This window comes from Streptomyces muensis (genome assembly GCF_021474425.1).
Lineage (GTDB): Bacteria > Actinomycetota > Actinomycetes > Streptomycetales > Streptomycetaceae > Streptomyces > Streptomyces muensis.
The window spans coordinates 30097-46496 of record NZ_JAKEIP010000042.1; the positions used below are offsets into that span (position 1 = coordinate 30097).

The window sequence follows — 16400 nt, forward strand, 5'->3', positions numbered from 1 at the left end:
GCGTGTCCGCCGCCCGGCCGCGGCCCCAGCAGCCGTACCGCCACGCGCGCCCACCCCGACGTACGGCCACCACCCCTGCCCGAATCCACGAGGACACCTCTCCAGATGCCTGCGCACGAGCCCCCGAAGCAGTTCTCCGAGCCGTCGCTCACCACACCGGACGGTGTGCGGGCCTGGCTGGAGTCGGCCGTCGCCGAGGCGACCGGGGTCGCCCCGCCGGCTGTCGACCCGGAGCGTCCGCTCGCCGAACTCGGCTTGGGATCAAGGCAGTTGGTGACACTGGCGGCCGACCTGTCGGCGGCCACCGGCCGCACCCTGGACCCCTCCCTGATCTTCAACCACCCCACCATCGCGGCCCTCGCCCAGGCGGTCTTCGACGACACACCCACGCCCACCCCGGCAGCGGTTCCGTCCACCGACCGCACGCCGCCGCGCACCGACGACGACATCGCGATCATCTCCATGGCCTGCCGCCTCCCCGGCGGCGCCGACGACCCCGAGGCGCTCTGGCGGCTGCTCGCCGCGGGCGAGGACGCCATCACCGAGGTACCGGCGGGCCGTTGGGACACCCGAGGGCTGCACGACCCGGACCCGGACGCCACCGGCAAGGCCTACTCCCTGCACGGCGGCTACCTCTCCGGCATCGACCGCTTCGACGCCCCCTTCTTCGGGATCTCACCGCGCGAGGCCGCCGCCATGGACCCCCAGCAGCGGCTGCTCCTGCAGACCGCCTGGGAGGCGATCGAACGCGCCGGAATCGTCCCGGACACGCTGAACGGAAGCTCCACGGGCGTCTACATCGGCCTCTACGACAGCGGCTATCTGGCCTCGGCCGCCCTCGACCAGCTCGACGGGCACGTAGGCACCGGCTCGGCGTCCAGCGTGGCGTCCGGCCGTATCGCCTACACCCTGGGCCTCCAGGGCCCGGCCGTCACCATCGACACCGCCTGCTCGTCCTCCCTGGTCGCCCTGCATCTGGCCGCGCGGGCCCTGGCGGGCGGCGAGTGCGACCTCGCGCTGGCGGGCGGCGCGACGCTGCTGGTGACCCCGCGCGGGCATGTCGAGTTCAGCAGGCTGCGCGGACTGTCGCCGTCCGGGCGGTGCGGTCCGTTCTCGGCGGACGCGGACGGCGTGGTGTGGGCCGAGGGCTGCGGTGTGGTGCTGCTCAAGCGGCTCGCGGACGCGCGCCGCGACGGCGACCGGGTGCTCGCCGTCGTCAAGGGTTCGGCGATCAACCAGGACGGCCGCAGCCAGGGCCTCAGCGCCCCCAACGGCCCGGCTCAGGAACGGGTGTTGCGGGCCGCGCTCGACGCGGCCGGGCTCCAGCCGCACGACCTGGACCACATCGAGGCCCACGGCACCGGCACCCGCCTGGGCGACCCCATCGAGGCGGGCGCCCTGGCCGCCGTCTTCGGCCCCGGGCGCGACGCCGACCGCCCCCTCGGCGTCGGATCCCTGAAGTCCAACATCGGCCACACCCAGGCCGCCGCGGGCATCGCCGGAGTCATCAAGACCGTCCTCGCCCTCGGCCACGAACGCATACCCGCGTCCCTGCACGCCGAGACGCCGACCGAGCACATCGACTGGGCGCGCAGCGGGCTGCGCCTGACCGGCGAGCAGCAGTCCTGGCCGCGGCACCCCGAGCGGGTGCGGCGCGCCGGGGTGAGCGCGTTCGGGATCAGCGGCACCAACGCCCATGTGGTGCTGGAGGAAGCGCCCGAGGAAGAGCCGGCGGAGCCGGCTGCCGAGCTCCCCGGCGCAACCCTCTTCCCGCTCTCCGCCCGCACTCACCCCGCCCTGCGCGCACAGGCCCGCCGCCTCCTGGAAGACCTCGAACCGCGACCGGAGCCGCCGCTCCCCGCCGTCGCCGCGACCCTGGCCCACCACCGCACCCACTTCGACCACCGAGCCGTCGTCCGGGCGAGCAGCCGCGACGAACTGCTCATCGCCCTGCGCGAACTCGCCGAGGACCACCCCGACGCCGAGCTGATCACCGGACCCGAACACGCCCTCACCGCGGGCAAGTTGGCGTTCGTATTCCCCGGACAGGGCTCCCAGTGGGCCGGCATGGCCCGCGATCTGCTCGACCGTGACCCCGTCTTCGCCGACGAGCTCGACCGCTGCGACGCCGCCCTGCGCCCGTTCACCGGCTGGTCGGTGACCTCCGTCGTGCGCGGCGACTCCGGCGCCCCGGCCCTGGACCGTGTCGACGTCGTCCAGCCGGCCCTGTTCGCCGTGATGGTGTCGCTGGCCGCGGTCTGGCGTGCCCGCGGCATACGGCCGGACGCCGTGATCGGACACAGTCAGGGCGAGGTCGCCGCCGCCTGCGTCGCCGGGGCGCTGAGCCTCAACGACGCCGCGGCCGTGGTCGCCCTGCGCAGCCAGGCACTGACCGAACTGTCCGGCACCGGCACCATGGCCGTCGTCGCCCTGCCGCACAACGAGGTCGAAGTCCGACTCGCCGACCACGGCGGCGAGATCGCCGTCGCCGCCGTGAACAGCGGCCGCTCGACCGTGATCGCCGGCGCCGTGGACGCCGTGGAGGCCCTGCTCACCGACCTCGACCGGCAGCAGGTCTTCATCCGCCGCCTCGATGTCGACTACGCCTCCCACAGCGCTCAGGTCGAGCCCATCCGTACCACCATCCTCGACGAACTCGACGGAGTCACCACCTACCCCACGCCCGTGACCTGGTACTCCACGGTCACGAGCGAGCCGGTCACGGAGGAACTCGAAGCCGACTACTGGTACACCAACCTGCGCGAACCCGTCCGCTTCGCACCCACCGTCGAGCGCATGGCCGCCGACGGCTACCGCTGCTTCGTCGAGCTCAGCCCGCACCCCTCGCTGCTCACCGCCCTGCGCACCATCGACGAGGACCTGGTCGCCGTCGGATCACTCCGTCGCGACGAGGACGGCCCGGCCTGCCTGGACCGCGCCACCGCGGAACTCCACGTCCACGGACGGCGGATCGACTGGCGCCGCCTCGTCCCGCACACCACCCCGGCCGACCTTCCCACGTACGCCTGGGACACACAGCGCCACTGGATCGAGCCGGCCGCCTCCGCGACCGCACCCGGTCTCTTCGACCGCGCCGCGCACCCCTTGCTCGGCATCCAGCTCCGGTCCACGGACCGGACCCGCTGGACCTTCCGTGACGAGTGGTCCCCGGCCACCGCCGACTGGCTGCCCGACCACACCGTCTTCGACCGGACCGTGGTCTCGGGCACCACCCTGCTGGAACTCTGCCGGGCCGCCCTCGCCACGGCCCGCCCGGACACCCCCGCCGACGTCAGCGACCTGCTCCTCCTCGCGCCCCTCATCCTGCCCGCCACCGGCACCGTCGAGGTGTCGGTGGAGGTGGTCACCGCAGGGGCCGCGCCGGAGATCACGATCCACAGCCGTCCCCGCGGCCAGGAAGCCACGGACTGGACCCTGCACGCCACGGCGTCCGCCGCCGAGCGTGCCGCCACGCCGGCCGACGAACCCCCGGCCTGGCCCGACACGGCCGAACCGGCCTGGCAGGAGGACACCTACGAACGGCTGACCGACTTCGGCCTCCGTTACGGCCCCGCCTTCCAGGGCGTACGACAGGCAGCCGTCACCGGCGACGGAACCCTGCTGGCCCGCCTCACGCTCCCACCCGTGGCCCGCGACACGACCGACCCCTACCCGGTGCACCCGGCGCTCCTGGACGCCGCCCTCCACGTGGCCGCCGCCCTCGACAGCTCCGAGCAGCGGGTCCTGCTGCCCGTCGCGATGGCACGCTGCGTCCTGCCGCCCGGCAGCGCGACGGACCTGATCGCGTCCGTGCGCCGGGCAGGCGGCTCCGGGACCGACATCACTCTCGACGTCACCCTGTGGGACACCGACGGCTTCCCGGCGGGCCGTCTGGAGGGCGTACGCCTGCGGGCCGCGAACCCGGCCGACCTGCACAGCGCCTCGGAGAACGGCCGCCACCTGTACGAGGTGGCGTGGACGGCCGTACCGGAGACGCCGGCCGAGACCGGCGCCCAGGTCACCGACGAGGGCGCCGACACCGTCGTACGCGTCTGGCCCCGCACCGCACCCGATCCCGAACCCGCAGCAGCCGCACAGGAGTTGGCGGCCATCGCGCTGGCCGAACTCCAGACGCTGATCGCCCTCCCGCCGGACCAGGCGCCCGCGCGTACCGTCTGGGTGACGCGGGGAGCGGTCGCGGCAGCCGACGGGGACACGGTGCCCGGGTTCGCCCAGTCGGTGCTCTGGGGCCTCGCCCGCGGGGCCCGCGCCGAACACCCCGACCTCGGACTGACCCTGCTCGACGTCGACCTCGACCTTGAGCCCGATCTCGACGGTGACGAACCGTCACTGCTCGCCGCGGCGGCATACGCGGACGAGCCCGAACTCGCCCTACGTGACGGGCAGTTGCTCGCGCCGCGTATGACACGGGCGCGCCCCGCCCCGTCAGACCGCCAGACCCCGTTCCCCGCCGACGGCACGGTGCTGATCACCGGAGGCCTCGGCGCGGTGGGCCGCAGCATCGCCCGGCTGCTCGCCGGGAACGGCGTCCCCCGCCTGCTGCTGACGTCTCGTCAGGGAGCCGAGGACCCCCGAGCCGCGGACACCGTCGCCGAACTGGCGGCGTTCGGCGCCGAGGTGGAGGTCGCCGCGTGCGACGTCGCGGACGGCGCCGCTGTGGCCGAGCTGCTGGCCGGCGTCGGGGACGAAAGGCCGCTGCGGGGCATCGTCCACTGTGCCGGGGTCCTCGCCGACGGCGTCGTGGCCGAGCTGACCCCCGAGCGCCTCGCACAGGTGCTGCGCCCCAAGGTCGACGGCGCCGCCCACCTGCACCGCCTCACCGCCGGCCGGCCGCTGGACCTCTTCCTCCTGGTGTCATCGGCCGCGGGAGTCGTCGGCAACGCGGGCCAGGCCAACTACGCGGCCGCCAACGCCTTCCTCGACCAACTCGCCCACCACCGACGGGCCGCCCTGGGCCTGCCCGCAGTCTCGGTCTCCTTCGGCGCCTGGGCGGGCGAAGGGCTCGCGGCACAGCACGCCGACCTGGAGCGGATGGCACGCCTCGGGCACCGCGCCCTCACCCCCGACCAGGGCCGCGAGCTGACCGAGCTCGCCCTGCGCCGCGACACCGCCCACCTGGTCGCCTGGGCCCTGGACCTGCCCCGGCTGCGGGCCGCCGCCCCCGCGGGGCCGCTGTGGCGCACGCTGCTTCCCGCGCCCCGCCCCGCCCGGGCCGGCGGCCGCACCCTGGCCGACCGGATCGCCCGGCTGCCGGAGCCCGAACGTGCCGCGCGGGTCCTCGCCCTGGTCCGCGAGGAGGCCGCCCACGCGCTCGGCCTGCGCTCGGCGGAGTCCGTCCGCTCCGACCAGCCGCTGCGGGACCTCGGCATGGACTCGGTGACCGCCGTCGACCTGCGCAACCGCATCAGCACTCGCCTCGGCTCCAAACTCCCCGCGACCCTCCTCTTCGACCACCCGACGCCAGACCGGCTCGCCGAGTACCTGCTGACCGGCGTCCTGGCGACACCGGGCAGCGCGAGCCGCGAGCCCACGCCCGGATCCGCGCCCGGATCCGCCTCCGCGCACACGCCGCCGTCGGACGAGCCGGTGGCCCTGGTCTCCATGGCCTGCCGGCTGCCCGGCGGCGTGCGCGACCCGGAGGGGCTGTGGCGTCTGGTCGCGGAGGGCCGGGACGCGGTCGGACCGTTCCCGGCGGGCCGGTGGGACGTCGAGTCGCTGTACGACCCCGACCCGGACGCGCTCGGCAAGTCGTACGCCCGCGAAGGCGGGTTCCTCGACGACATAGACTCCTTCGACGCCGCGTTCTTCGGCATCACCCCGAAGGAGGCGGCGGCCATGGACCCGCAGCAGCGACTGCTGCTGGAGACGGCCTGGGAGTCGCTGGAGCGCGCCGGCATCGTGCCCGCAGAGCTGGCGGGCAGCACCACCGGCGTGTACGTCGGGATGTTCGGCAGCGACTACCTGTCCGGCACCCGGCTCGACCAACTGGACGGCTACGTCGGCACGGGCTCCGCCCTGAGCGTGGCCTCGGGCCGGCTCGCGTACACCCTCGGGCTGAACGGCCCCGCGCTCACCGTGGACACCGCGTGCTCCTCGTCGCTGGTGGCCGTGCATCTGGCGGCACAGGCGCTGCGCGCGGGCGAGTGCGATCTGGCGCTCGCCGGAGGCGTCACCCTGATGGTCACGCCGCAGACCTTCGTCGAGTTCAGCCGGCTGCGCGGCCTGTCGCCCACGGGCCGCTGCCGCTCCTTCTCCGACAGCGCCGACGGTGCCATCTGGGCCGAGGGCGCCGGCATGGTCGTACTGAAACGACTGAGCGACGCCCGGCGCGACGGCGACCGGGTGCTGGCCGTGCTGCGCGGCACCGCCGTCAACCAGGACGGCCGCAGCCAGGGCCTGTCCGCGCCGAACGGACCCGCGCAGGAGCAGGTGATCCGGCGAGCGCTGGAGCGGTCCGCACTCACACCCGCCGACATCGACCACATCGAGGCCCACGGCACCGGCACGACCCTCGGCGACCCCATCGAGGCGAACGCGCTCGCCGAGGTCTTCGGCGCCTCGCGTCCCGAGGGCCGCCCGCTCCACCTGGGTTCGCTGAAGTCCAACATCGGGCACGCACAGGCGGCTTCGGGCGTGGTCGGCCTGATCAAGGTCGTGCAGTCGCTGCGCCACGAGACCCTCCCGCGCACCCTGCACGCCGACACCCCCAGCCGCCACGTCGACTGGGCGGACAGCGGACTGCACCTGCTGCGGGAGGCCACGGCCTGGCCCGCGTCGGCGGAGCGGATCCGACGTGCGGGCGTGAGCGCCTTCGGGATCAGCGGCACCAACGCGCATGTGATCGTCGAGGAGGCGGAACCGCAGACCGCCGAGCCAGCTGTCGAACCGCCCCCGGGAAAGCGGCTGTTCGTCCTGTCCGGCCGCAGCGAGGCGGGCCTGCGCGGACAGGCCGCGGCGCTGGCCCACCACCTCGCGGCCGTCGACCCGGAGGCCGATACCGCTCTGCCGGACATCGCCCACACCCTGGCCCGCCACCGCAGCCACTTCGAGCGGCGCACCGCCATCCTGGCCGAGGACCGGGACGAACTCCGCTCCGTGCTCGGCGAGTTGGCGGCCGGACGCCTCCCGCTGCCGCCGCCCCGGGAGGAGCAGACGGGCAAGGTCGCCTTCGTCTACGCCGGGCACGGCGGCCAATGGCCAGGGATGGGCCTGGACCTGATGGCCGAGTCGGAGGCGTTCCGCGCGGAGCTGACCCGGATCGACGAGGCGGTGGAGCGGCGCGTCGGCTGGTCGGTGCTCAACGCGCTGCGGGCACCGGAGGAGTTCTCCCCGCTGGAGCGCACCGAGTATCTCCAGCCGACGCTGTTCGCGGTGAACGCCGCCCTGACGGCCGCCTGGCGCTCGCTGGGCGTCACCCCGGACGCCGTGACCGGGCACAGCCTGGGCGAGATCGCCGCCGCGTACAGCGCGGGCGCGCTCACCCTGGACGACGCCGTGACGGTGGTCACCGGACGCGCCCAGGCGGTCGTACCGGTCGCGGGCAGGGGCGGCATGCTGTCCCTGGACCTGCCGCGACCACGCGTCGAGGAACTCCTCGCGCCCTACGCCGGCCGGCTGTTCGTCGCCGCCGTCAACAGCCCCCACGCCACGGCCGTCTCCGGCGCCGCCGACGCGCTGGCCGAGCTGCGCCGCAGCCTCGACGAGCAGGGCGTCGAGGCCCGGACCCTGTCGACCCCGTTCGCCTCCCACACCCCGCTCATGGCCCCGCTCCGCCAGGATCTGCTCGACCGCCTCCCCGGCATCCGAGGCGCGCGGACCGCCGTCCCGCTGTACTCGACCGTGCTGGCCGAGCCCGTACCCGGAGACCGACTGGACCCCGCGTACTGGTACGCCAACCTCAGCGAACCGGTCCGCTTCTCGGACACCATCACCCGCATGCTGGACGACGGCTACCGCTACTTCGTCGAGCTCAGCCCGCACCCCTCGCTCGGCTCGTCCATCGAGGCCGTGGCCGCCGAGGCCGGGATCGACGCGGTCGGCGTCGGCTCGCTGCGCCGCCAGCGGGGCGGGCGGGACGTACTGCTGCGCGGGCTGGGGGAGTTGTACGGGGCCGGCCACACGCCCGACTGGTCCGCGCTGTTTCCGGCCGGACGCCGCGTCGACCTGCCGACCTACGCCTTCGCCCGCGAACGCCACTGGCTCGCCCCCGCCCCGGCCACCGCGACCGGCGCCTCACCGCTGCTGGGTACGCACGTCGAGGCCAGCGACGAGGCCGACCGGCACCTCTTCCAGAGCGAGGTGGACCTGCGCGACAGCCGCTTCGCCTATCTGACCGACCACCGGGTCACCGGCGAGGTGTGGCTGCCCGGCGCCGCCTTCCTGAGCATGGCGCTGGAGGCCGCGGCCACCGTGCACGACGGCGAGGACGTACGGCTCCACGACGTCGTCTTCCTCCAGCCGCTGCGCCTGGACGAGTCCCGGCCGACACGGCTGCAACTCGTCCTGAAACCGGCCGTCGACGGCATCAGGGACTTCACGATCTCGTCGGCCCCGGCGGGCGACGGACAGCGCGCCCGCTGGGAGCGGCACGTCGACGGCCGCATGGCCGTCACCCCCGCGGAACCCACAGCCGTCACGCCTGCGGAGCCCACGGCCGAGAACGACCCGACCGCAGCGCCGGCCGACGTGCGTGCCCGGTGCACGGAACCCGCAGACCTCCCGACCGTGTACGGCACCCTCGCCACCCTCGGCATCGAGTACGGACCCGACTTCCGGGGTCTGGAGTCGGGCCGCCGTTCCCACGCGGCCGCCGTCGCCCGCCTGGCCGACCGGCCCGCCGCCGGCCATCTGCTCCACCCGGCCGTCCTCGACGCCGCCTTCCACACCGCCGCACTGCCCGGCGACGCACCCCAGGGACGGGCGTTCGTGCCCGCCGGAGTCGCACGCCTTCGCCACACCGGACTGCGCACCACCCCCGCCTGGGTGACCTGCGAGCTGCGGTCCGTGTCCGGCGACACCGCCACCCTGGACCTCCGCCTGTACGACGACAAGGACCAACTGCTGCTGGAGGCCGAGGAGTTCCGCTTGGCCGCGCTCTCACCGCTGGACGGAGCGCTGTTCGAGACCCGCTGGCAGCCGCGCCCGCTCGCCGACGAGCCGCCCGTACCGGGCAGCTGGCTCGTCCTGGCCGACGAGTCGGGCGTGGCCGCCGACCTGGTCGAGCGACTCGGCGCCTCCGCGACCTCCGCGCCCGCCGCGACCTGCGTGATCGCCCGCAGAGGCGAGGAGTTCACCGCCGAGGGCCCCGGCCGGTACGTGCTCGACACGGCCGACCCGGCCCAGCTGGCGCGCCTGCTCGACGAGGCCTTCGCAGACGAACCGCCCCAGCGGGTCGTGCAGCTCTCCGCGCTCGACGCCCCGGCGATCGAGGACGGTCGTACGGCCGACGAGGCGGCCCGGCTGTGCTGCCTGAGCACCCTGCATCTGGTGCGAGCACTCGCCGACCGGGGGAGGGCGCCCCGCCTCTTCGTCGTCGCCCGGGGAAGCCAAGCCGCCGGTGACAGCGCCCAGGTGACACACCCTCAGCAGGCGCTCGCCTGGGGCTTCGCCCTCGCCGTCGCCCAGGAACACCCCGAGCTGCGGACCACCCTCGTCGACCTCCCGCCCACCGGCGGCGCCGACGCCCTGTGGACCCAGCTGTGGCACGCCGACGACGAACGGCTCGTCGCACTGCGGGAGGACACACGCCTCGTACCCCGGCTGACCCGCACCCGCCCGGACGACTCCGGGCAGGGCGCGACCTCCCCGGACGGCGCGTACCTGATCACCGGTGGTCTGGGCGGTCTCGGCCGGGTCGTCGCCGAGCGGCTGGTCCGCCGGGGCGCCCGACGGCTGGCCCTCATGAGCCGGAGCGCGCCGAACGCGGACGCCCTGGGCTGGATCCGGGGGCTCGAAGAGCGGGGCGTGACGGTGCACCTGGCCCGCGCCGACGTCGCCGACCGTGAAGGCCTCGCGGCCGCGCTGGACGCCGTACGGCACGCGCTCGGCCCGATCACCGGGGTCGTCCACGCGGCCGGTGTCCTGGACGACGCCACGATCGCGGGCCTGACCGACGAGCGGGTCCTGCGCGTCCTCGGCCCCAAGGTCCTCGGCACCGCCCTGCTCACCGAACTGACCCCGGACGCCGAGGACTTCGTCCTGTTCGCCTCGGCGGCCGGTCTGCTCGGCTCGGCCGGACAGAGCCCGTACTCGGCGGCCAACGCCTTCCTCGACGCCTGGGCGCACCACCTCGCCCTCCGCGACCGCCGAGCGCTGAGCCTCGACTGGGGCGCCTGGGCCGGCGTGGGCATGGTGTCCGAGTCCGGCGTTCGCGAGGCGCAGACGGCCCGCTCCGGACTGGTCGCCTTCTCCGCGCAGGACGGCGGCGAACTGTTCGAGCGGGTGCTGACCACCTCCCGCCGTCAGCTCGCCCCGATGGCCCTGGACTGGGACCTGCTGGCCCTCGACCCCGACGCGGCCCGCAGCCGCCCGATCCTGGCCGACCTGATCACCGCCCCCACCGGCACACCCGCCACGGACGACCTCGTCAAGCACGTGTTCGCGGCGACGACCGACGCCGAACGGGCCGTACGCCTGGAGGCATACGTCCGCGCCCGCGTCGGCGAGGTCTCCGGCGGCGCGGTCCAGGTGTCCGCGACCACGGCGCTGAAGGAACTCGGCCTCGACTCCCTCATGCTGGTGCGGCTGCGCAACGCCTTCGCCCGCGAACTCGGGGTCGAACTCCCCGCCGCCACCGTCTTCTCCGCCGCCGACATCCGCGGCCTAGCCCAGGCCCTGAGCACCGCGCTGCCCGAACGGGACACTCCGACAACACCGCACGAGCCGCAGCAAACCGCCGAAGTACCGGCGACCGAACTGCACCCCGTGACCCGCGACGTCGTACGCCTGCTGCGCAGCGCCCAGCCCGGCATGCCCGACGCGGCCCACGCCGTCGGCCTCGCCGTACGCCTGACCACCCCCACCACCCGCGAGGCACTCACCGGCATCCTCGACCGCCTCACCGCGCGCCACGCGGCCCTGCGCACCGCCATCGTCACCGCCGACGAGGGCGGACGGCAGCTGAGGGTGGACCGCGAGCTGCAGGAGACGCTGCTGCGGTGGACGGTCGTTCTGGAGGAGAAAGGTGTTCAGGAGGGGGTTGTTCAGGAGGGCGTTGTTCCGCAGGGCGTCGCCCTCGACGCCGCCGACCGGCTGCGCGAGCTTCTGGAGCCGACGTTCGACCTGGCCGCAGCGCCCCTGTGGCGTTTCGAGCTGCTGGACGGCGGAGATCGCGGCCAGATCCTGGTCTACGGTGCCCACCACGCGGTCAGCGATCTCCAGTCGCTGCTGCTGGTGGCGGCCGAGATCGACGCCGAGCTCTCCGGGCACGCGCTGGGCGACACCGTCGCCAACCGCGACATCCAACTGCTGATCGAGGCCCAGCAGACCGGCGGCCATGCCGATGCGCAGGCCAACCCGGCCGACGCCCGCGCCGGCGCCGACGACTGGCGCGAGGCCTTCCAGGGCAGCGCCCGCCTCGACCTGACCCTGAGCCGACCGCGCCCGCAGACCCGCTCGTACCGGGCCGGCAGCGTCACCGTGCCGATCCCCGACGGGCTCATGGACCGGATCTCCACCGCCGCGAGCCGTCTGGCCGTGACCCCCGCCGCCTTCTGCCTCGGCACCCTGACCGTCCTGCTGGCCAGAAAGCGCGAGCAGGAACGCTTCGTCCTCGCCGTGCCCGTGGACACCCGTATCCACGCCGACGCCTACGACGCGGTGGGCTTCTTCGGCGTGCCGGTGCCCTTCCCGGCCGAGGCGAACGCGGGGGAGCGGATCGAGGACGTGCTGCGCCGCACCGACGGGCGGCTGGAGCGGGTGCTGACCAAGGGCGCCATGTTCTCCGACGTGCTGCCGGCGCTGGCCCGGCAGGGCCTGTACCGGGCGAACGCTCCGCTGGTGGAGGTCTACTTCAACTACGTGCGCGCCGCGGGCGGACTGAGCGCCCTGGAGGTGCTTCCGGCCGGGACGGGCTATTCCGACCTCGACCTGATGGTCACCATGACCCCGGACGCGGGCCGTATCCGCCTCGACCACAACCTCGACATCCTGGACGCGGCGACGGTCGCCGAGTTGGGGGAGGAGCTGCTGCGGCTGCTTGTGGAGACGGCTGAGGACCCGACGGGTCCGGTACGCGTCCCGGCGCCGGACACCGGGCCGGCCCGGGCCGAGGGCGTCAGGCTCGCCCTCGCCGCCACCTTCGCGCTGGGCAACCTGCCGCTGATGTGCGAGACGGCCCTCGACGCCGCGGCACCGGACAGCCCGACCACCGTCGCCGAAGCCCCGTACCACCATGTGCTGGCGAGCCTGCGTGACCCGTCCGGAGTGTTCGCCGACCCGGCCACGACGACCGGCGTCGTCCTGCTGCGGGCCACCGACCTGCAACGCTTCGGTCCCGTCGACGACACGCTGCTCGCCGAACTGCGCACCGCCTACCCGGCAGCGCTGCGCGCGGTCGCCGAGCGCACCCACAAGCCGCTGATCGTCGGCTTCCCGCCCACCGCCCAGGGGGAGGACCGGCTCGGCCGGTGGGAACAGGAGGTCGCCGCCGAGCTGGCCGAGGCGCCCGGCATCGCCGTCCTCGGCCCCGACGACTGGACCCGCCACCATCCCGTCGGGGAACGTTTCGACGAACGCACCGAACGTATGGCCCACCTCCCCTTCACCGCGCCCTTCCAGGCGGCCATGGCCCTCCGTCTCGCCGAGGTCGTCCGGGCGGTACGGCGTCCGGCGCCCAAGGTGATCGCGGTCGACGGCGACGAGACCCTGTGGGGCGGCGTGGCAGGGGAGGCCGGCCCCGAGGCCGTGGACCTGACCGGTCCGCGAGCCCTGCTCGCCCGCAGGTTGCTGCAGTGGCGGGCGGCCGGCGCACTGCTGGTGCTGGTCAGCAACAACGACGAGGACGTGGTGCGCGCCGTACTGGACCGCCCGGACAGCCCGCTGAAGGCGGAACACTTCAGCGTGCTCTCCGCCGAGTGGGGCCCGAAACCGGCCCGCCTGGCCGACGCGGCCCGCACGCTCGACCTCGGCCTGGACAGCTTCCTGTTCCTCGACGACAACCCGGCCGAAATCGCCAGGATGCGCGCCGCACTCCCGCAGGTCCTGTCGGTGACCTGCCCTTCGGCGGCCGAACTCCCGGAGTTCCTGGGCCGGTTGTGGCCACTGGTTCCGGTGGCGGCCACCGCCGAGGACGCGCTGCGCGCACGGTTCTACGAGCAGGAACGCGCGCGGGACGCCGTCCGCGCGGAGGCCGGTTTCGAGGAGTTCCTGGAACAGCTGGAGCTGGAGGTGGACGTCCGCGCGCTGTCCGACGCCGATGTGCGACGGGCGGAGCAACTCGTGCGCCGCACCAACCAGTTCACCCTGCGCACACGCTCGGCGGACGGCGGCGACGTCGCCCGCTGGCGCGAGCACGGCGAGGTCTGGACGGCGACGGCCCGGGACCGCTTCGGCGACTACGGCCAGATCGGCCTCCTCGCCGTCCGCCGCGAGGGCGACCGGCTCGACGTCCTGGCCTGGCTGATGAGCTGCCGCGCACTCGGCCGGGGCGTCGAGGAACGGCTGCTGGGCTGGCTGGCCGACCGGGCCGAGGAACTGGACTGCGCGAAGGTCCGCCTGACAGCGGAACGCACCGAGCGCAACACGCCGGCCCGACGCCTGCTGTCGGCGCTGGGCGGCGGCGACCAGGACGACGACCGGCTGGAGACCGTGGTCACACCGGAGCACCTTCGGACGTTCCGCTCGTGGCGACGGCGGTGACGCGGGTGATGCCGGCGTGGCCGGCGAGGTCGGCGACGGTACGAGGACATGCGGACAGCAGCGAGGAAAGGGCAGGGCAACACCGTGAAGGGCTCCCATGCGTGAGGTGAACGAGAACGTGTCGGCAGGCGCCGACCAGCGGGCGACCGCGGAGGCGATCGAGCGCGGCGGCGTCGGTCTGACCGTCTCCGACCTGCTGGCCAGGGTCACGGGCTCGGCCCCGCCTGCCCGGAACGCCCTGCCGCGTGACGCCGACGAACTCGCCGCCGCCATCGCGGCCGTGGCGGGTCGCTTCGTCCCCGCGGGACATCTGTCGCCCGACGCCGACTTCTTCGACGCCGGGGGCACCTCCGTGAGCGCGGTGGAGCTCGTCTCGGCGCTGGAGGACGAGCTGGGCGTGTCGGTCGACCTGGACGAGGTCTTCGCCGACGCCAGGCCGGTCGCGCTCGCCAAGAGCCGGCTGCACGCCAGGGGAACCACAACTGCCGTACAGGAAACGGCCGAACTCGTGGAGACGCGGCCGACTGTCGTGGCAGCCGTGCCTCCCCACAGCACCCCGCCGACCGCCGTACCGGAACCGGTCGATCCATCGGCGACGCGGCCGACTCCGCCACCCGCCGTGGCCGCGCGTCCCCACAGCGCCCCGCCGCACTCCACCGCCCGCCCCGAGGACCTCACCCAGATCCTCGCCGACCTGGCCCTCGCCGACCGCCTCCCCTTCACCGCCTCACCCGACCCGCTGCCGCCCCGCCGCGTGCTGCTGACCGGCGCCACCGGCTTCCTCGGCAGCCACATGCTGCTGGACCTGTTGCGGCACAGCGACGCCCACGTCCACTGCCTGGTCCGCGCCGCCGACGAGGAGGCGGCCACGGCCCGTCTCGGCGAGGCGCTCAAGAAGTACGGGCTGCCCTGGTCCTCGGAGGTCCGCCGCCGCATCACCGTGCTCCCCGGCGACATCCGCCGACCCCGTCTGGGCCTGTCCGACGACCTGTGGAACACCCTCGCCCACGAACTCGACAGCGTCGTGGGAGTCGCGGCGGCCGTGGACTTCCTGCGTGGCTACCAGTCCCTGCGCGGCAGCAACGTCCTCGGCGCCCTCACCCTCGCCGAACTGGCGGCGACCGGACGCCCCAAGCCCCTGCACCACATCTCCTCCATCGCCGTCTTCAACGAGGTCGGCATCCCCTCCATGGGCGAGGACGACCCGCTCGCCCACATCGACCGGCTCGTCGCCGGCTACGACCAGACCAAGTGGGCCGCCGAGGTCGCCCTGCGCCGCGCGCGCGACCACGGCCTGGTCGTCACGGCCCTGCGCCCAGGCGGCATCGGCGGCCACACCAGGACCGGCGCCTACAACCCCCAGGACCTCAGCAGCGGCCTCATCTCGGCCTTCGGCCGCTTCCGCACGGTTCCTGCCTTCCGCTATCTCAACGCCGCCCCCGTCGACTGGGTCAGCCGCGTCGTGGTCGCCGCCGTCTGCGAACCGGACGCCTGGGGCTTCGACTACAACCTCACCGGTGTGCCCAACACCCTCGACGACGTCGTGGGGGACATGGCGTTCGGCGGCATGCACGTCCGCGTTCACGACTGGGACGAGTGGCGCGTGGACGCCCTCGCCCGCCTGGAGGCCGAGCCGATCCCCGAACTGACCTTCCTCAGCCGGGTGTTGCAGAGCCCCACCGCCCTGAAACTGTGCGAGGCGACCCTGAAGGGCCCGGCCGCCACGGCCGACCGCACCACCCAACTCGTCGAGGCCCTCGGCCTGCCGCCCGCCGCCCGCTACGACGCCCGGGCCCAGCTGAAGACCTTCGAACGCCTCGCCGACGACGGCCTGGCCCGGCTCCCGCAGAAGGACGACCAGCCCTACCTGTGGTTCACCGAGACCACCCGGGGCGGCGTCGGCCCGGTCGACGGCAGCCCCGACACCCCCTGTTCGATGTCCCTCACCCTCTCCATCGCGAGCATGCACCAGCTGGTCACGGAACGCCGTGTCGACGTCCGCGGCGAGGTCACCTGCCCCGCCCTGCACCCCGAGCCGCTGACCGTGGCACGCGGCGACATCTGGATCCGCCCCGAGGAAGGCATCCCGCACCGGCACGGCCTGCGCCACCAACTCCTCCGCTACCGGCTGGAGTTGACCGACGCCGACGGGGGCCGCTGGTGGCTGGAGGGCCACAAGTACGCCCGCGCCCGCCGCGACGTGTGGCGGCAGACCCGCGCCCTGACCGTGGAACTCGGCCGAGAGGGCGAACCGGCACACCTGGCCGGCGAGGTCGTCGTCCCCGCGGAGTCCTACGTACGCGACCAGATCGACGGCATCAAGGTCGACCCACGCCTGACCGGCCAGGAGAAGCGCGCCGCCAAGCTGACCTGGCTCGCCTGGTTCGGCCTGGAGATGGGCCGCGGCCTGCTCGGCCCCTTCGCCCGGGCCGCCGCGGACCTGCTCGACCTGCGCCGCCCCCAGACCCCCACGGAGCAACACCGATGATCTTCCGGACCTCTTCTTCGCGGCCCGCCCGGCC

The 16400-nt window shown here is 74.3% G+C and carries 2 protein-coding genes; both read left to right on the top strand.

Features of this window, described 5'->3' with window-relative positions; genetic code table 11:
* Window positions 1-105 precede the first annotated feature (105 nt).
* Window positions 106-13878: a type I polyketide synthase gene (locus L0P92_RS13920; protein WP_234762927.1), complete on the top strand. Its 13773-nt coding sequence runs from the start codon at window positions 106-108 to the stop codon at window positions 13876-13878.
* A 97-nt stretch (window positions 13879-13975) separates the two neighbouring features.
* The gene (locus L0P92_RS13925; RefSeq protein WP_234762928.1) at window positions 13976-16366 is read left to right on the top strand and encodes a thioester reductase domain-containing protein; all 2391 of its coding nucleotides are present in this window, start codon (window positions 13976-13978) and stop codon (window positions 16364-16366) included.
* The last annotated feature ends 34 nt before the right edge of the window (window positions 16367-16400 follow it).